18 protein-coding genes are annotated in these 18,709 nt (G+C 57.1%); all 18 read left to right on the forward strand.

Annotated features, from left to right (window positions below; translation table 11 throughout):
- Window positions 1-19: 19 nt before the first annotated feature.
- A complete protein-coding gene (locus RQI55_RS06720; protein WP_243256861.1) occupies window positions 20-2,848 on the forward strand; it encodes a [protein-PII] uridylyltransferase in 2,829 nt (942 codons plus the stop codon).
- A gap of 7 nt (window positions 2,849-2,855) precedes the next feature.
- The gene (gene murJ / locus RQI55_RS06725; RefSeq protein ID WP_243256860.1) at window positions 2,856-4,445 is read left to right on the forward strand and encodes a murein biosynthesis integral membrane protein MurJ; all 1,590 of its coding nucleotides are present in this window, start codon (window positions 2,856-2,858) and stop codon (window positions 4,443-4,445) included.
- Window positions 4,445-4,852 carry a VOC family protein gene (locus RQI55_RS06730; RefSeq protein ID WP_243256859.1) on the forward strand — a complete coding sequence of 136 codons (408 nt, stop codon included), beginning with the start codon at window positions 4,445-4,447 and terminating at the stop codon, window positions 4,850-4,852. The genes murJ and RQI55_RS06730 overlap by 1 nt, the downstream gene beginning before the upstream one ends.
- A gap of 100 nt (window positions 4,853-4,952) precedes the next feature.
- Window positions 4,953-6,017: a tryptophan--tRNA ligase gene (trpS, locus tag RQI55_RS06735; protein ID WP_243256858.1), complete on the forward strand. Its 1,065-nt coding sequence runs from the start codon at window positions 4,953-4,955 to the stop codon at window positions 6,015-6,017.
- 111 nt (window positions 6,018-6,128) lie between these two features.
- Window positions 6,129-6,620: a universal stress protein gene (locus RQI55_RS06740; protein WP_243256857.1), complete on the forward strand. Its 492-nt coding sequence runs from the start codon at window positions 6,129-6,131 to the stop codon at window positions 6,618-6,620.
- A gap of 145 nt (window positions 6,621-6,765) precedes the next feature.
- Window positions 6,766-7,329 (forward strand): NifU family protein, encoded by a 564-nt coding sequence (locus RQI55_RS06745; protein WP_042616219.1) that lies wholly within the window; start codon window positions 6,766-6,768, stop codon window positions 7,327-7,329.
- An 18-nt stretch (window positions 7,330-7,347) separates the two neighbouring features.
- On the forward strand, window positions 7,348-8,016 hold the full coding sequence (gene tsaB, locus RQI55_RS06750) for a tRNA (adenosine(37)-N6)-threonylcarbamoyltransferase complex dimerization subunit type 1 TsaB (RefSeq protein WP_243256856.1): 669 nt from the start codon (window positions 7,348-7,350) through the stop codon (window positions 8,014-8,016).
- A gap of 39 nt (window positions 8,017-8,055) precedes the next feature.
- Window positions 8,056-8,550, forward strand: coding sequence for a GNAT family N-acetyltransferase (locus RQI55_RS06755; RefSeq protein WP_243256855.1), 495 nt, complete (start codon window positions 8,056-8,058; stop codon window positions 8,548-8,550).
- A gap of 66 nt (window positions 8,551-8,616) precedes the next feature.
- Window positions 8,617-9,045 carry a Fur family transcriptional regulator gene (locus tag RQI55_RS06760; protein WP_243256854.1) on the forward strand — a complete coding sequence of 143 codons (429 nt, stop codon included), beginning with the start codon at window positions 8,617-8,619 and terminating at the stop codon, window positions 9,043-9,045.
- 30 nt (window positions 9,046-9,075) lie between these two features.
- Window positions 9,076-9,876 carry a 1-acyl-sn-glycerol-3-phosphate acyltransferase gene (locus tag RQI55_RS06765; protein WP_243256853.1) on the forward strand — a complete coding sequence of 267 codons (801 nt, stop codon included), beginning with the start codon at window positions 9,076-9,078 and terminating at the stop codon, window positions 9,874-9,876.
- Window positions 9,877-9,926: 50 nt separating this feature from the next.
- On the forward strand, window positions 9,927-11,324 hold the full coding sequence (gene miaB / locus RQI55_RS06770) for a tRNA (N6-isopentenyl adenosine(37)-C2)-methylthiotransferase MiaB (protein WP_311272433.1): 1,398 nt from the start codon (window positions 9,927-9,929) through the stop codon (window positions 11,322-11,324).
- A gap of 46 nt (window positions 11,325-11,370) precedes the next feature.
- The gene (locus RQI55_RS06775) at window positions 11,371-12,426 is read left to right on the forward strand and encodes a PhoH family protein (RefSeq protein ID WP_192063184.1); all 1,056 of its coding nucleotides are present in this window, start codon (window positions 11,371-11,373) and stop codon (window positions 12,424-12,426) included.
- An 8-nt stretch (window positions 12,427-12,434) separates the two neighbouring features.
- Window positions 12,435-12,941: an rRNA maturation RNase YbeY gene (gene ybeY, locus RQI55_RS06780; protein ID WP_243256851.1), complete on the forward strand. Its 507-nt coding sequence runs from the start codon at window positions 12,435-12,437 to the stop codon at window positions 12,939-12,941.
- A gap of 17 nt (window positions 12,942-12,958) precedes the next feature.
- On the forward strand, window positions 12,959-14,095 hold the full coding sequence (locus tag RQI55_RS06785) for a hemolysin family protein (protein ID WP_243256850.1): 1,137 nt from the start codon (window positions 12,959-12,961) through the stop codon (window positions 14,093-14,095).
- A 194-nt stretch (window positions 14,096-14,289) separates the two neighbouring features.
- Window positions 14,290-15,879 (forward strand): apolipoprotein N-acyltransferase, encoded by a 1,590-nt coding sequence (gene lnt / locus RQI55_RS06790; protein ID WP_243256849.1) that lies wholly within the window; start codon window positions 14,290-14,292, stop codon window positions 15,877-15,879.
- A gap of 144 nt (window positions 15,880-16,023) precedes the next feature.
- Window positions 16,024-16,443, forward strand: coding sequence for a helix-turn-helix domain-containing protein (locus tag RQI55_RS06795; RefSeq protein ID WP_243256848.1), 420 nt, complete (start codon window positions 16,024-16,026; stop codon window positions 16,441-16,443).
- 190 nt (window positions 16,444-16,633) lie between these two features.
- Complete coding sequence (gene metK, locus RQI55_RS06800; protein ID WP_042616230.1) at window positions 16,634-17,899, forward strand: methionine adenosyltransferase; 1,266 nt, start codon at window positions 16,634-16,636, stop codon at window positions 17,897-17,899.
- 107 nt (window positions 17,900-18,006) lie between these two features.
- Window positions 18,007-18,705, forward strand: coding sequence for a tRNA (guanosine(46)-N(7))-methyltransferase TrmB (locus RQI55_RS06805; RefSeq protein ID WP_311272434.1), 699 nt, complete (start codon window positions 18,007-18,009; stop codon window positions 18,703-18,705).
- Window positions 18,706-18,709 lie beyond the last annotated feature (4 nt).

Below are 18,709 nucleotides of genomic sequence, written 5' to 3' on the forward strand. Positions count from 1 at the left end.
GAAATGGATATCGGCATCAATGGCCATGAAAGACCTGGATTTCTCATCGATACTGGATGTTGATGCGCTGAAGCGGGAATGCCAACGCGTTTTTCAGGGCGATGGGCAGCGCGTTTCCGATGTGCGCGCCGACCTGTTGCCGATCTTCAAGAAAGCCAGCGCGCAAGGTCGCGAAAAGGCCCGTGAATTGCTGGATACGGAAGGCGGCGGTATCGATTGCGCGCGCCGGATTTCATGGCTTCAGGACCGCTTGATCGAAGTGCTGTTTGACCTTGCCTGTGAGCATGTCTACCCCAATGATGCGTGCCAGATCGCAATCACCGCCGTTGGCGGCTATGGCCGTGGAACGCTGGCTCCGGGCTCCGATATCGACCTTCTGTTCCTGTTGCCCTCCAAAAACACACCTGAAATGACCAAGGCCATAGAGTTCGTTCTCTATATTCTGTGGGATATCGGCTTCAAGGTTGGCCACGCCACGCGCACGGTGGATGAGTGCATCCGCCTGTCCAAGGCCGATATGACGATCCGCACCGCCATTCTTGAAATGCGCGCCATCTGCGGCAAGCAATCGCTGGCCGATGAGCTGGAGCGGCGTTTCGAAACCGAAGTCGCGGCCAGCAGCGGACCGGAATTCATTGCCGCGAAGCTTGCCGAGCGCGACCAGCGCCACCGCAAGGCAGGCGATACGCGCTATCTGGTCGAGCCGAATGTGAAGGAAGGCAAGGGCGGCCTACGCGACCTGCACACGCTGTTCTGGATTGCCAAATATTACTATCACGTCCGCGACACGGCAGAACTCGTCAAGCTGGGCGTCATTTCAAAGCGTGAGCTAAAACTCTTCGAAAAGGCCGATGACTTTCTCTGGACCGTGCGCTGCCAGATGCATTTCATCACCGGCAAGGCGGAAGAGCGCCTGTCATTCGACATTCAGCGTGAGATTTCAGCCGCGCTGAATTACCAGCCGCGCCCCGGTCTGTCGGCGGTTGAACGCTTCATGAAGCACTACTTCCTTGTGGCGAAGGACGTGGGAGACCTGACCCGCATTCTGTGTGCGGCACTGGAAGACAGGCAGGCCAAGGATGTGCCCGGCCTTTCGGGCGTCTTCAGCCGTTTTGCCCACCGGCTGCGCAAGATACCCGGCTCCGATCAGTTCGTGGAAGATCGTGGCCGCATTGCGCTGGCCAATGCCGATGTGTTTCGCAACGATCCTGTCAGCATCATCAGGCTGTTCCATGTGGCTGACATCAACAATCTGGAACTACACCCGGATGCCTTGCGTGTCGTTACCCGTTCCATGGCCTTGATCAACCATGAACTGCGCGAAAGCGAAGAGGCCAACCGTCTGTTTCTGTCCATCCTGACATCGAGGCGGGACCCCGCGCTGACGCTGCGGCGCATGAACGAGGCGGGTGTTCTGGGCAAGTTCATGCCGGAATTTGGCAAGATCGTCGCGATGATGCAGTTCAACATGTATCATCACTATACGGTGGACGAGCACCTGATCCGCTCTGTGGCCGTGCTGTCGGAAATCGAAAAGGGGCATGCGGTCGATACCCACCCGCTCGTCAACCAGCTGATGCCGGCGATTGAAGACCGCGAGGTGCTCTATGTGGCTGTGTTGCTGCATGATGTGGCCAAGGGTCGGCAGGAGGATCACTCCATTGCCGGTGCGCGGGTGGCGCGCAAGCTTTGCCAGCGCTTCCGCCTTTCCAGCAAGCAGACCGAAACGGTGGTCTGGCTCATCGAGCAGCATCTGCTGATGTCGATGGTGGCGCAGACACGTGACTTGCACGACCGCAAGACGATCACCGACTTTTCCGACAAGGTGCAATCGATGGAGCGGCTCAAAATGCTGCTGATCCTCACCGTTTGCGATATCAGGGCCGTGGGGCCTGATGTGTGGAACGGCTGGAAGGGCCAGCTTTTGCGCACGCTCTATTATGAAACCGAGCTGTTGCTGTCAGGTGGCTTTTCGGAAACATCGCGCAAGGAGCGTGCCAAGGTCGCCCGCCAGGCGCTTTACGATTCGCTGACCGATTGGGGCCAGAAGGCACGGCGCAAATATACCGGCCTGCATTATGAGCCCTACCTTCTGTCTGTCGATCTTGACGACCAGATCCGCCACACGCGCTTTCTGCGCGAGACCGACAAGCAGGAAAAAGCACTGTCGACCATGGTGCGGACCCACTCGTTCCACGCCATCACCGAAATCACCGTTCTGGCTCCCGACCATCCACGCCTTCTGTCCATCATAACAGGGGCCTGTGCCGCTGCCGGTGCCAACATTGCCGATGCGCAGATCTTCACCACCTCGGATGGGCGTGCGCTTGATACGATCCTCATCAACCGCGAATTCCCCATCGATGAGGATGAGACCCGCCGCGCCAACACGATCGGCAAGATGATCGAAGAGGTTCTGGCGGGCAAAAAGGGCATTCCGGAAATCATCGCCACGCGCACCAAGAGCCGCAAGAAGAGCAAGACCTTCAACATTCCGCCCTCAGTCACCATCTCCAACGGCCTTTCCAACAAGTTTTCGGTGATTGAGGTGGAATGCCTCGACAGGCCGGGCCTGTTGGCGGATATGACGGCGGTTCTGGCCGATCTGTCGCTCGACATCACCTCTGCCCGCATCACCACCTTTGGCGAGAAGGTCATCGATACGTTCTATGTGACCGATCTCTTCGGCCAGAAGGTGATGACCGACAACCGCCAGGCCAGCATCGCTTCACGCCTGAAAGCCGTTATGGCCGAGCAGGAAGACGAACTGCGCGACCGTATGCCATCGGGCATCATCGCCCATCCCGATGTCGCGGCTCTGCCCGCTGCACGCACCGCGAAGGCTTGACGACACAATGGGATTGATCGCGAAATTCGCAACCGTCGGCTTTGCCACACTCGGTAGCCGCCTATTTGGCTTCGGGCGTGAGATGCTGATGGCCGCAGCCGTGGGCACGGGGCCTGTGGCAGATGCCTTCAATGCGGCATTCCGTTTTCCCAACACGTTCCGTCGTCTCTTTGCCGAGGGCGCCTTCAACTCCGCCTTCGTGCCACTCTTTGCCAAGGAAATTGAAGCAAACGGGATGGAAGGCGCGAAGCGCTTTTCGGAAGAGGTTTTCGGCGTTCTCTTTACCGTGTTGATGGTGCTGACCATCCTGATGGAAGTGTCGATGCCCTTCATCGTGCGCACAGTGATTGCGCCGGGCTTTGTCGATGATCCCACGAAATTCGATAACACCGTTCGCCTTGCAACGATCATGTTCCCCTATCTTGCCTGCATGTCGCTGGCGGCGATGATGGGCGGAATGCTGAACTCTCTGCATCGTTATTTCGCCGCGGCCATTGCGCCTGTTTTCCTCAATATCATTCTTATCGGCGTGCTGGGTTTTGCCTGGTGGAAGAATTATGACCCGTTGCAGGTGGGCTTCGCGCTCTCCTGGGGCGTTATGGCGGCTGGTTTCGTGCAATTGGCCATCGTCTGGATTGCGGTGCGTAACGCCGGTATCAAGATCGGCTTTCGGCGTCCGCGAATGACCGGCAACGTCAAGCGCCTGCTGGTGCTGGCCTTTCCTGCCGCGATCACCGGCGGCATCACGCAGATCAACCTGTTGATCAACACCAACATCGCTTCTGGCAAGGACGGCGTCATCTCGTCAATGGCCTATGCGGACCGCATCTATCAGCTGCCATTGGGTGTGGTCGGCATTGCCGTGGCAACGGTGCTGCTGCCGGAGCTTGCCCGCGCACTGCGCGGGGGACATCAGGTAGAAGCGGCCAATCTGCAAAACCGCTCCGTCGAATTCGTGATGTTCCTGACCCTTCCTGCCGCCGCTGCCCTGCTGGTCATGGCTGAGCCCATCGTGCGCTTCCTCTATGAGCGCGGTAACTTCTCCGCATCCGCAACAGGAACCGTGGCTGAAATCCTCGGGATCTATGGCCTTGGCCTTCCCGCCTTCGTGCTGATCAAGGCCTTCATTCCGGGCTTCTTCGCCCGTGAAGACACCCGTACACCGATGATCTTTGCTGCCATCTCGGTTGCCGTGAATGTCTCGATGGCGCTTACCCTGTTTCCGACCTATGGCGGCCCTGGAATTGCGACAGCTGAAATCACCGCTGGCTGGGTGAATGCGGCTCTGCTGTTCGGCATGCTTCTGTGGCGCGGCCATTGGAAAGTCGACCTTCCGCTTTTGACCCGCATTCCCCGGCTTCTGATTGCCGCGGGACTCATGGCCTTGGCCATCCACTACGCGCTTGCCTATTTCGCATTCGAGTTGTCATCCGCCGCCTCCATACCGGTCAGAGCCGGAACGCTTCTCGGCCTCGTTTTTGTCGCCGCAGTCCTTTATTTCGGACTGGCCTTTCTCTCGGGTGGCGCAAGCCTTGGCATGGTCAAGCGGGGATTGAAACGCAAACCGAAGACCGTGGTCGAAGACAAGGAGACTTGATGGCCAGTTTTGTGTCGTCCAGACATCTCGCTTTGGTCACGCTCGTCGTTGATGACTACGACAGGGCGAAGGCTTTCTATTGCGATCTGCTGGGCTTCGACTGCGTGTCCGATGAGCCGCTTCCCGACGGAAAGCGTTGGGTGGTGGTGACACCGAGGGAAAGCCTTGGATTTGGGCTGCTGCTGGCGCAGGCCGATGGCCCACAACAAGATGCGGCCATCGGCAACCAGACGGGCGAGCGTGTCGCCTTCTTTCTTCACACCGATGATTTTGCTGGTGATTTTGCGCTCATGACGGCAAGGGGCATCCAGTTTCTGGAGGAGCCACGCTACGAGGCATATGGCTCTGTGGCCGTCTTCGTCGATATCTACGGCAACAAATGGGATCTGTTGCAGCCAGCGCGCTGAATTCACCGAAACTCCTTGATTACAGGCTGTTGCGGGTGCATAAGCGCGGCCAATTTGAAACATGAGGCAAGGCCCTCCACAAGCCTTTTCGAGGACGATCATGAACGCATTCAAGCCTTTGGTTTTCTCAGGCGTCCAGCCAACCGGAAATCTCCACCTCGGCAATTATCTCGGCGCGATCCGCAAATTCGTGGCGCTGCAGGAAGACAATGACTGCATCTATTGCGTTGTCGATATGCACGCGATTACCGCACAACTGGTCCACAGCGATCTGAAGGCGCAGACGCGCTCGATTGCTGCCGCTTTCATCGCGGCGGGTATCGATCCGGTCAAGCATATCGTCTTCAACCAGTCTGCCGTTCCGCAGCATGCGGAACTTGCCTGGGTGTTCAACTGCGTAGCGCGCATCGGCTGGATGGAGCGCATGACGCAGTTCAAGGACAAGTCGGGCAAGAATGCCGAACAGGTCTCGCTCGGTCTGCTCGCCTATCCAAGTCTGATGGCCGCTGACATTCTGGTCTATCGCGCCACCCACGTTCCCGTGGGCGATGACCAGAAACAGCATCTTGAACTGGCCCGCGACATCGCCCAGAAGTTCAATATCGATTTTGGCGCCAACATCAAAAATGCGAACCTCGGCATCGACATTACCGTCGGTAACGAGCCGGTCCACGCCTATTTCCCAATGGTTGAGCCGCTCATCGGTGGTCCGGCCCCGCGTGTTATGTCGCTCAAGGACGGCACAAAGAAAATGTCGAAGTCCGATCCGTCGGACCTGTCGCGCATCAACCTGATGGATGATGTCGACACGCTTTCGCGCAAGATCAAGAAGGCGAAGACGGACCCGGACGCGTTGCCGAGCGAAGTCGAGGGCCTGAAAGGCCGTGCGGAGGCCGAGAACCTTGTCGGTATCTATGCAGCCCTGTCCGACAAGACGAAGGCTGATGTCCTCACCGAATTTGCCGGGCAGCAATTTTCGGCCTTCAAGCCGGCGCTTGTCGATCTGGCCGTGAACGTACTCGCCCCGATCAACAGCGAGATGCGCCGCCTTCTGGATGATGTCAGCCATATCGACGCGATCCTCAAGCAGGGTGGCGAACGGGCAGGGGTCATTGCAGAAAAGACGATGAATGAAGTGCGCGACATCATCGGCTTCCTTCGCTAAGGCGAGGATCATTTCCCGTCTGACGAAGCATTTTTAATCGCGGGAATTTGATATAAAGTCCGCCCGGGGCGTCGGGCGGCTTTGCCGTGACGGGGGAAACAGGAGTAGGCAATGGTATCGAAACGGCTTTCGCGTCTCGAAGGACACCGCCGGAAATTTCTGGTGGTCATCGACGGGACGCCAGAATGCGAAAGGGCCGTCCATTATGCCGGTCGCCGCGCAAAGAATTCCAACGGCGCTCTGGTGCTTCTCTATGTGATCCCGGAAGGTGATTTCCAGCAGTGGCTCGGCGTAGAGCAGATCATGCGCGCCGAGGCCCGTGAGGAAGCCGAGGCATCGCTGGCGAAAGTTGCGCAGAAGGTGCGCGAAAATGTGGGGCTGGAGCCCGAAGCCGTGATTCGCGAGGGTAGTGCGGCCGAACAGATCCACGGGCTGATCGAGGAGGATCGCGATATCGCCATCCTGGTTCTGGCATCAGGTTCAACAAAGGAAGGCCCAGGACCGCTGGTTTCGTCCATTGCCGGGCGTGGAACGGCGTTCCCTATTCCTGTCACGGTTCTGCCGGATAGTTTGACGGATGAGGAAATCGACGCGCTTTGCTGAGAAAGAGCGCGCCAGCCTGAAACAAGAGATGCTTATTTCTTGAATGGGTTTATCATGTCAGGACTTGAAGTCAGGCTTCGTCCGGCATACTTTGGAAGTATTCTAAATTCCGGGATGGCCAACGCCTGTCCCGTAGGAGATCGACATGTTCATTCAAACGGAATCCACACCGAACCCAGCCACCTTGAAGTTTCTTCCGGGCAAGGTTGTTCTTGAAAGCGGGACGGCGGAATTCCTGAATGCCGCGCAGGCGCAAGCCTCGCCGCTGGCCTCGGTGCTGTTTGAAATTCCGGGCGTGACCGGCGTCTATTACGGCTTCGACTTCATCACCGTCAGCAAGGATGGTGCCGAGTGGCAGCATCTGAAGCCAGCGATCCTCGGTTCAATCATGGAGCACTTCATGTCCGGTCGCCCATTGATGGGCACGGCGGTTGCGGCTGAGATTTCCGATGAGGAAGAAGAATTCTTCGAGGCTGGCGATGAAACCATTGTCGCCACGATCAAGGAACTGCTGGAAACACGCGTGCGCCCTGCCGTTGCGCAGGATGGTGGCGATATCACCTTCCGCGGTTTCCGCGATGGCACGGTATTCCTTAATATGAAGGGTGCATGCTCCGGTTGCCCGTCCTCCACGGCAACATTGAAGCACGGCGTTCAGAACCTGCTGCGCCACTTTGTTCCTGAGGTGCAAGAGGTCGAGGCCGTCTGACCAGAGGCGGCTTTCAAGATGATCGTTCTTTCCATCGACACATCAGGTGTGGATTGCTCTGCCTGTCTTTATGACAGCGCTGGCGAAGTCGTGCTGGGTGAAGTGACCCAAAATATCGGCAAGGGCCATGCGGAGCTGTTGATGGGCATCATCAACGATGCTTTAGGCCAGGCGTCGCTGACGCTTGATGCCGTGGAAAAGATCGGCGTGACCATCGGGCCGGGTTCGTTCACCGGCATTCGCGTGGGTGTCGCCGCAGCACGTGGCTTTGCCCTGTCACTTGGCGTTGAGGCCGTGGGCGTGACGACGCTGGAAACGCTGGCGGCCCGTCATCTGCAAGACAATCCCGGTCGAGCCGTGGCCGTTGGGCTCGATGCCAAGCGGAATGAAGCCTATCTCCAGATGTTTGATGCGGATGGGCAGCCCTTGGGCGATGCCGCCCTTCTGGGGCTGGATGAGGCAAAAGCCGTGCTTGCCGATTTCAAGGGCGATATTATTGGTTCGGCCGCGCCGCTTTTTGTCGGTGGTGAAATCGGCTCCGGGCCTGATCATTTCGATATCGTGACGGTGGCACGCATTGCAGCGCGCAAACCCCAAGGCATGCCCAAACCAGCGCCGCTTTATCTGCGCGGACCCGATGCCAAGCCGCAGACCGGATTTGCACTGGAACGTCGCCCGGTAGCCTGATACGGGCAATTCATGTGTAGCCGCGGATGAAACCCTGACATGTTTGACGACTATCTCAGCTGGAAACCCTATTTCGAAATTCTGGCCATGGAGCACGCCGATTGCCCTGACGTGGCCTTGCTTCATCAGGAACGCTTCCCGCGTCCGTGGAGTGACGCGGAGTTCTCTGGCCTTCTGGGCCAATCCAGTGTGTTCGGCATGGTGGCGCGCCAGACCAATGCGTTTTTCAGCAAGCCGCTCGGCGGTTTCGTTCTGTGCCGCGAGGCGGCAGGCGAGGCGGAAATCCTGACGCTTGCTGTCAGCGAGAAGTTCGGTCGTTCTGGCCTGGGCTGGCGGCTGATGCAGTCTGTCATGCGTGAGGCGATGATGCGCGGTGCCGAAACCATGTTTCTGGAGGTTGATGGTGGCAATGTCTCGGCCATCGGCCTTTACAGGAAACTCGGTTTCAAAACGGTGGCCGAAAGACCGGCCTATTACACGGCAAAAGATGGGACGAAATCGACGGCGCTTGTCATGCAGTGTGATCTTCGCTAGTTCGTGTAAGGATTGAACGCAGCGCGCAAGCGCCATCCGAACGGAAGCATCTGAAAGCCAGACGACGTGATAGACCTTTCCAAAACCCTGGAAGAATTATGTGCCGAGCGCGGTATGCGCATGACCGATCAGCGTCGTGTGATTGCGCGCGTGATCCAGGACGCTGACGATCATCCCGATGTCGAGGAACTCTATCGCCGCTCGTCAGCGGTCGATCCCCGCATTTCGATTTCCACCGTCTATCGCACCGTCAAACTGTTCGAAGATGCCGGCATTATTGAGCGGCATGACTTCCGTGATGGCCGCTCGCGCTATGAAACCATGCCGGAAGAGCATCACGATCATCTGATCGACCTCAAGCATGGCGTGGTGATCGAGTTTCATTCGCCAGAGATTGAAGCGCTTCAGGAAAAGATCGCGCGTGAACACGGTTTCAAGCTGGTGGATCACCGGCTGGAGCTTTATGGCGTTCCTCTCAAGCCCGACGAGCGCTGAAACCCGAGGGGACCACGAGCGGATGAAGCGATGAAGTGGTTGCGGCTTATTTACCTGATCGTCGTTCTGACGGTGGCCACGCTGTTTCTATTGCCGATTCAGCTGCTTGGCCTCTGCTTCGATTGGCCAATCCGGCGGCGTCTGCCAAGAACGTGGCACAGGATCGCTTGCCACGCGCTGGGCATCACGGTTCATACACACGGGTTTGTTGAGGCTTCAAAGCCGCTGCTTCTGGTGGTCAATCACGTCTCGTGGACAGATATCATGATACTGGGCAGCGTGGCCGATGTTGCCTTCATCGCAAAGACGGAAGTGCGGGATTGGCCGGTCTTCGGGCTTCTGGCACGGCTGCAGAAAACCATCTTCATCACGCGTGAGCAAAAGCGCAGCGCCGGTGCGCAGGTCAACGAGATTGCCCAGCGAATGGCGGATGATGAAATCGTCGTTCTGTTTCCCGAGGGAACCACGTCGGATGGCAACAGGCTGTTGCCGATCAAGTCCTCCCTCTTTGGTGCGGCATCGAGCGCCGCCGAGCAGGTGCCGGGGCAGATGGTCCATGTGCAGCCGGTGGCCATCGCCTATACCGGCATCAACGGCATGGCAATGGGGAGATACCACCGCAGCGTGATTGCCTGGCCGGGAACGATCGGACTGATCCCGTCGCTGTTTGCCTTGATGAAGGCGGGCGCTATCGATGTCGATGTTTCGTTTGGAGAGACCATTCCCTTCCATCGCGGCGATAATCGCAAGGTCTTGAGCGCAAGGACAACGGCGTCGCTGAGGGACCTGCTGAATTTCAGTTTGCGCGGCGGCTGGCGAAAGTCGCGGTGATCTCGCATTTTTCTGTTTAATGTAGCGGTTAAAATCATTAGATAACGGCCATGACCCAGGACATGATCGGCCTTGAGGCCGCCCCAAACACGCATTTCGACGGTACCAACAGCCGCAAGGTCTTCATCAAGACCTATGGCTGTCAGATGAACGTCTATGATTCCGTGCGCATGAGCGATGCTCTGACCAAAGACGGTTACGAGCCGACCGAGAACATTGACGAGGCGGATCTGGTGCTTCTCAACACCTGTCATATCCGTGAAAGGGCGGCGGAGAAGGTCTACTCCGCGCTCGGCCGTTTGCGCGATATGAAAAAATCACGCGAAGAGCAGGGCCGCGAATTCGTGATCGGCGTGGCCGGTTGCGTGGCCCAGGCTGAGGGCGAGGAAATTCTTCGCCGAGCACCTGCCGTGGATGTTGTGATCGGCCCGCAGACCTATCACCGTCTGCCTGAGGCCCTGCGCCGTGTGCGAGGTGGCGAGCGCGTGATCGAAACGGATTACGCCGTCGAGGATAAGTTCGAGCACCTGCCAGCGGCTGAACAGTCGAAGATCCGGGCGCGGGGCGTCACCGCCTTTTTGACTGTGCAGGAAGGCTGCGACAAGTTCTGTACCTTCTGCGTAGTGCCATACACGCGCGGATCGGAAGTATCGAGGCCGGTCCAGCAGATCGTCGATGAAGCCAAGCGACTGGCCGATTCCGGCGTGCGGGAAATCACGCTGCTTGGCCAGAACGTCAATGCGTGGCGATCCGCAGGACCTGACGGCCAGCAATGGGGCCTTGCCGAACTTCTCTATCGGCTGGCCGAAATTCCAGGTATTGCCCGCCTGCGCTACACCACCAGCCATCCGCGTGACATGGATGAGCGACTGATCGAGGCGCATCGCGACCTGCGCATCCTGATGCCTTATCTGCATCTTCCCGTGCAATCCGGCTCGGATCGAATTCTCAAGGCCATGAACCGTCGCCATACGGGCGATGAGTATATTAGGCTTATCGAAAAGATTCGAGGCGCCCGCCCTGATATTGCCATGTCTGGAGACTTTATTGTCGGCTTCCCCGGCGAGACGGATCGTGATTTCGAAGACACGCTGGCCATGGTGGAAGAGGTAAAATACGCGCAGGCCTTCTCGTTCAAATATTCGACACGCCCCGGCACGCCGGGTGCGGATTTGACCGATCAGGTGGCTGAAGATGTGAAGTCCGAGAGGCTAGAGCGCCTTCAGGCATTGCTCTTGAAGCAACAGCATGAGTTCGCTGGATCACTGGTTGGTAAAACCATGGATGTGCTGCTGGAAAAGCCGGGCCGCATGCCCGGTCAGTTGATCGGAAGATCTCCTTGGCTGCAATCTGTGAATCTTGATGCAAACGACATGAAAATCGGCGACATTATTCATGTACGAATCACCGCGACGGGTCCAAACAGCTTGTTTGCCGAGGTGGCATGAAGCTAGAGTGAGGGACCCACACTGATAAGAACGGGAGCCTGACCGCTTGAACGCAACCGAATTGGTATCACCCCCATCGCGCCAGCCACGCCCAGCCGCGACCGACGCCAATCACTTCGTCCTCACGTTCGAGAATAACAGGATAGCCGGAGAGCTATTCGGTCAGTTCGATCAGAACCTCAAATTGCTGGAACAGCGTTTGAACATCGACGCGCGCCCGCGTGGCAATTCGGTTGCCATCACGGGTGAGCTGGTGGCCACCAATCAGGCCCGGCGCGCACTGGATAGCCTTTACGAGCGCCTTCAAAAAGGCGGCACCGTTGAAGTGTCCGACGTCGAAGGCGCCATCCGCATGGCCATGGCAGCTGACGATCAGCTGACCCTGCCGACGATGGAGCGCAAGGCCAAGGTCTCCATGGCGCAGATTTCCACCCGCAAAAAGACCATCGCTGCCCGCACGCCGACGCAGGATGTCTATATGCGGGCGCTGGAACGGTCGGAGCTCGTCTTCGGTGTTGGCCCCGCAGGCACCGGCAAGACCTATCTCGCCGTGGCGCATGCGGCGCAATTGCTGGAACGCGGCGTTGTGGATCGCATCATTCTGTCCCGCCCGGCTGTTGAAGCCGGTGAGCGTCTGGGCTTTCTGCCCGGCGACATGAAGGAAAAGGTCGATCCCTATCTGCGCCCGCTTTATGACGCGCTTTACGACATGATGCCGGGTGACAAGGTGGAGCGTGCCATTCAGGCGGGTGTCATCGAAATCGCGCCGCTTGCCTTCATGCGTGGACGCACACTCGCCAATGCTGTCGTCATCCTTGATGAAGCGCAGAACACGACGACCATGCAGATGAAGATGTTTCTGACGCGTCTGGGCGAAAATGGTCGCATGATCGTAACCGGCGACCCAAGCCAGGTGGACTTGCCACGCGGCATGAAATCCGGCCTCGTTGATGCCCTTCAGATTCTGACTGACGTCGAAGGTGTTTCTGTCGTTCGCTTCAAGGATGTCGATGTTGTTCGCCACCCGATGGTCGCACGCATCGTCCGCGCCTACGAAGCGCAGACGGCTGTGCCGGATGAAAGCCTGCCGAGGGGCAACTGAAGCAAGACATGACGTCACTGGATATTCAGATCAGCGTCGAAGCTGAAAAATGGCCATCGGAAGAAGAGCTTTTTGCGTTCAGCAGCCGGGTCTTGGATCTGGCTGTTGATTTTCTGAAAGCTGAGGAAGAACAGCCGTTTCCGCCTGATACGACCGAATTGTCGCTCGTCTTTACCGATGATGCGTCAATCCGCGAGATCAATGCGGAATGGCGTGACATGGACAAGCCGACCAATGTGCTGTCTTTTCCGGCCTATCCCCTGGAACCGGGAGACATGCCCGGGCCGATGCTGGGCGATATCATCATCGCTTTTGAGACCGTTGAGCGTGAAGCACGCGATCTCGAAAAGAGTTTCGATGATCATTTAACGCACCTTCTGGTCCATGGATTCCTTCATCTTTTCGGCTACGACCACATCGAAACCGAAGACGCGGAAGAAATGGAAGAGCTTGAGACTCGCATTTTGGCCAAGCTTGGTCTATCTGATCCTTATGCGGGCCAGGAACCGCTTTGATTTAACAGTTTGGGACCATGAGCGAACATTCGGCACGACCGCCCCTCGAGGGCAAAGACACCGGGGAACAATCCTCATCGGAGGAAGGCAGTAGTCCCTTACGTCAGGACTATCAGCCAAAGCCCAGGGCAAGCATCTGGTCTCGCATCTCGCGGCTCTTGAAGCCATCGCAGGGCGAGCGTCTTCGTGAAGACATCACCGACGCATTGATGACCGACACCGAAATCGGTGCCGCCTTTACGCCTGAAGAACGGGCGATGCTCAACAATATCCTGCGTTTCCGGGAAGTGCGCGTCGAAGACATCATGATCCCGCGTGTGGATATTGATGGGCTTGATCAGGACATGACCGTTGGTGAAGCGATGATCCTGTTTGAGGAAACCGGTCGCTCGCGAATGCCTGTCTATGATGAGACACTGGATAATCCTAAGGGCATGATTCATATTCGCGACCTGCTGGCCTTTATTGGCAAGCAGGCCCGCAACAAGCGCCGCGTCGGCTCGCGCGCCGTTGCAAATGAGGGCGCACGGGTTGCAAAGTCTCCCCGCTCGAATTTTGACCTTGCCCGGGTCGATCTGGAAAAGACGCTGGCCGACGCCGGTCTAGTGCGCAAAATTCTCTTCGTGCCATCATCCATGCTGGCCTCCACCTTGCTGAAAACCATGCAGGCCCAGCGCACACAGCTGGCATTGGTCATCGACGAATATGGCGGCACGGACGGTCTCGTGAGCCATGAAGATATTGTCGAGATGGTGATTGGCGATATTGACGACGAGCACGACAAGGACGAGACGATGTTCTCGCGCCTGTCTGACGGTGTGTTTATCGCCGATGCGCGCGCTGAGTTGACCGAGCTTGCCGAGGCCATTGGGCATGATTTCGACGTGCGTGAGCATATCGAGGAAATCGATACGCTGGGCGGGCTGATCTTCTTTGCGCTTGGCCGAATTCCGGTGAAGGGTGAAGTGGTTCGTGCCGTTCCCGGTTTCGAATTCCACATTCTCGACGCTGATTCTCGCCGCATCAAGGGTGTTCGCATCGTGCGCAACCAGTCGTCCGAAGGTGAAGATGACCAGGCACCGGCCAATGCTGCAAGCCATGTTGTGCTGTCTTTGCCGTCACCGCAAAACCGCTCTGACAATGCGAGCGTCTGATCTCAGGCTTACATAGTTGGATCTTGGAAACCCCTGACTTGGCTTCGGGGTTTTCGCATGCCCGGTGCGGCAAGCCTTGGCCCTGACGAGACGGCACGCGGTGGACGGGCGCTTTTTTTTACATTACAGCCGTAGGCGAGCGGTGCGTTTTCCGTGGATCAACGCCTTGCGGCGCCTTCAGGCTTGGAGATGACATGGAACGGCTGGCGGGCAAGATCATGTTGAGCAATGGTTTTGGCCGGGTAGCCCTGACCATCGCCGCGGGTGCAATCGGCGCGCTGGCCTTTCCGCCCTTCGGGTTCTTCGCAGCTCTTTTTGTATCCTTCACGCTTCTTGTCTGGTTGATTGACGGTGCCACCGGAAACCCCGATGGCGGCGCGTGGTCCCGCGGCTGGAAGACATTCACAATCGGCTGGCTTTTCGGGCTGGGCTATTTCGTGGCTGGCCTGTGGTGGATGGGAAATGCGCTGCTTCTGGAAGCGGACGAATTTGCCTGGGCCTTGCCCCTTGCCATTCTTGGCCTGCCCGCCTGTCTTGCCATTTTTTACGGGTTTGCCGTCATGCTGGCCAATATGCTCTGGTCCGATGGTTGGGGCCGGATTGCCGCTCTTGCCGCAGCCTTCGGTCTGATCGAGTGGTTGCGCAGCTTTGTTCTGACCGGATTTCCCTGGAACAGCGTCGGATTTGGTTTGATGCCCGTTCCGCTGATGATGCAGACATCGAACCTGATCGGCATTTTCGGCATGTCGATGCTGGCAGTCTTCGTCTTCGCCAGCCCGGCACTTCTGGGCACCAAAAAAGGCATGATTCCCGGCCTCTGTATCGCCGTGGCAATGTTGGCCGCGCATCTGGGCTATGGCGCCTATCGATTGAACCAGCCGCTGGTCGCCGATAGCGATGCCTTGACGGTCAGAATCGTGCAGCCGGGGATCGACCAGTCCCGCAAGATGCTCAACGCCGACCGCACCGAGATCTTCAAGGAGCATCTGCGCCTCTCGGCACTGCCACCAACATCTGGCCAGAAAGTTCCTGACATCATTGTATGGCCCGAAACATCCGTCCCTTTTATTCTGACGCAGAACCCCGATGCCCTTCAGGAAATCGCAAAGACCCTGTCTGACGGACAGATTTTGCTGACGGGTGCCGTGCGGATGGAAGATGCAGGAGCTGGGCAGGAAACCCGCTACTACAATTCCGTCTACGCGATCGACAGCGAGGGCCAGATCATTGGCGCGACGGATAAGGTTCACCTCGTTCCCTTCGGTGAGTATGTTCCGTTTGAAAATATCCTGCGCCGTTTTGGCATCCAGAATTTGATCAACCTCCCCGGCGGGTTTTCATCGGCGGCGACGCGTGAGCCGATCACGCTGCCATCGGGCAAGAAACTCTATTCGTTCATTTGCTACGAGATCATTTTCCCCGGCGAAGTACCCAAGGATATCGCGACATCGACCGCCATTCTCAATGTCACGAATGACGGTTGGTTCGGAAATACGCCGGGACCTTATCAGCATTTGCAGCAGGCGCGCATCCGTGCCGTCGAGACAGGGCTGCCGGTGATTCGTGCCGCAAATACGGGTATTTCTGCCGCAATTGACGCAGTGGGGCGAATTGTCGCAGGACTTGACTATGGTCAAACAGGGATAATTGATTCCACTTTAAGTGGTGCCGCTACTGGTGTGCTTATTGACGATATGCGACAAATATACTTTTGGTTGTTCTTTGCAATATTGCTCGTAATATCAGTGTTTTCGCGGATAGGTTTGATGAAACGTAAGAATTGACCCAAAACCCCTAAAATTGCATAGTGAACTTGTCAGGTTGCACAACGCACATGATATATTGCGTGCGGTGACAATCCAGAAATTCAGGATTTGAACAGGCGTGTAGTCGATAAACCGAAGAACTGAATGTCAGGACCTTAATAAATGACAGAGAATAAGAAGAAGCCGAACCCAATCGACATTCATGTCGGAAGCCGTATCCGCCTTCGTCGGACCATGCTGGGTATGAGCCAGGAAAAACTCGGCGAAAGCCTCGGCATTACGTTCCAGCAAATTCAGAAATACGAAAAAGGAACGAACCGGGTTGGCGCGAGCCGTCTTCAGAATATTTCCGGTATCTTGAATGTGCCCGTGTCGTTCTTCTTTGAAGATGCGCCAGGCGATCAGGGTGTCACGCCAACCGGCATGGCGGAAGCCAGCAGTTCCAATTATGTCGTGGACTTCCTCTCCTCCTCGGAAGGCCTGCAGTTGAACCGCGCATTCGTGAAGATCACAGACCCGAAGGTGCGCCGCCGCATCGTCGATCTCGTCAAGGCCTTGGCGGCCGAAGGCGATGCCGAGTAAGATCATCGGCTCAGTTGTCGCATTTCAAACGGTCCTTCGGGGCCGTTTTTTATTGGGCGGTCCTGTTTCTGTTTAGGTAAGGATGATTTTAGGAATTCCGATATAAAGATATATTTATGTCGTTGTGTCCTTGTTTTTTCCACACAATTTGACTAACAAATCAGGACCGTTTCTTTGAGGGGAATCCCGCATGCGTGCCAACTACCTATTCACCAGCGAGTCCGTTGCTGAAGGTCACCCTGACAAGGTTTGTGACCGCATTTCCGATGAAATCGTTGATCTCATTTACCGCGAAGCCGCCAAGACCGGGGTTGATCCCTGGACTGTGCGCATCGCATGCGAGACGCTGGCCACAACCAACCGCGTTGTCATCGCCGGTGAAGTGCGTGTTCCCGATACACTTTTGAAGAAGGACAAGGACGGCAAGGTCGTCAATGACGCGAAGGGCCATCCGGTCATCAACCCTGCCAAGTTCAAGGCCGCAGCCCGCAAGGCCATCCGCGATATCGGTTACGAGCAGGAAGGCTTCCATTGGAAGACCGCAAAGATCGACGTTTTGCTGCACCCGCAGTCGGCTGATATTGCGCAGGGCGTGGATAACGCATCCGACAAGCAGGGTGATGAAGGCGCTGGCGACCAGGGCATCATGTTCGGTTACGCCTGCAAGGAAACGCCTGATCTGATGCCGGCGCCGATCTATTATTCGCACCGCATCCTTCAGCTTCTGGCCACGGCCCGTAAAAGCGGCGAAGGCGAAGCTGCAAAGCTTGGTCCTGACGCCAAGAGCCAGGTTACCGTGCGTTACGTCGATGGAAAGGCGTCCGAAGCCGTTTCCATCGTTCTGTCGACGCAGCATCTGGACGCAAGCTGGGACTCCAAGAAGGTTCGCTCCGTCGTTGAGCCCTATATCCGCGAAGCATTGGGTGATCTGAAGATTGCCGATGATTGCCAGTGGTACATCAACCCGACCGGCAAGTTCGTGATTGGCGGTCCTGATGGCGATGCGGGTCTGACCGGACGCAAGATCATCGTGGACACCTATGGTGGCGCAGCCCCCCATGGCGGCGGTGCGTTTTCCGGCAAGGACACCACAAAGGTTGACCGTTCGGCAGCCTATGCGGCGCGCTATATTGCCAAGAACGTTGTTGCAGCAGGACTGGCAGATCGTTGCACGATCCAGCTGTCTTACGCCATCGGCGTTGCTCAGCCTCTGTCCGTCTATGTTGATTTTCACCAGACTGGCACACTCAGCGAAGATGAAGTCGAAGCCGCGATCCGCAAGGTCATCGACCTCTCGCCATCGGGCATTCGTCGTCATCTTGACCTCAACAAGCCGATCTATGCCAAGACATCTTCCTACGGTCATTTCGGCCGCAAGGCTGGCCGTGACGGTTCCTTCTCCTGGGAGAAGCTCGATCTGGTCAAGCCGCTCAAGGATGCTTTGAAAGCCGCATAAGGCTTGTCAATCATCGCTGATTGAGAGATATGGTTTGAAAAATTTGAAACCCGCGCGGTGCCATGGAAGGCACGGTGCGGGTTCTCCATTTGCATGAGAGTGTGGAAATGACGGAAGAACGACGCTCACGCTCAACGGAAGCGTTTTTTGGTCGGCGCAAAGGCAAGCCTCTGCGCGAGCAGCAGGCTGATTCCATCGAGAACCTCTTGCCATTGCTGAAGCTCGACCTTGCGACGCCTCCACCCCAGACGCTTGCGGCACTGTTTCCGGCCGATGTGAAATCCATCCGGCTCGAAATCGGCTTTGGCGGAGGCGAGCATCTCATTCACCGCGCGGGTGAAAACCCAGGCACGGGGTTTATCGGCGTCGAGCCCTTCGTCAATTCCATGGCAAAATTGCTGGGCTCGGTCCGCGAGCGGGAACTGATGAACATCCGCCTTTATGATGATGACGCGACGCAGGTGCTGGACTGGTTGCCGGATGCGTCCATTGATCACATCGATCTTCTCTATCCGGACCCATGGCCAAAGAAGAAGCACTGGAAGCGCCGTTTCGTCTCGGACGTCAATCTAGCGCGGTTTCACCGTGTGCTGAAACCCGGCGCGAAGTTCTGTTTCGCCTCCGATATCGATACCTATCTCAACTGGACACTGCAGCATTGTGCGCGCCATGGCGGTTTTGAATGGACAGCGCAGACCTCTGCCGACTGGACAACGCCATTCGCAACATGGCCGGGCACACGCTACGAGAACAAGGCGAAGCGCGAGGGTCGCAGCTCCGCCTATCTCACCTTTATCCGTACCTGATTGC

The sequence above is a fragment of the Rhizobium sp. WCS2018Hpa-16 genome (assembly GCF_031843705.1).
Taxonomy (GTDB): domain Bacteria; phylum Pseudomonadota; class Alphaproteobacteria; order Rhizobiales; family Rhizobiaceae; genus Agrobacterium; species Agrobacterium tumefaciens_C.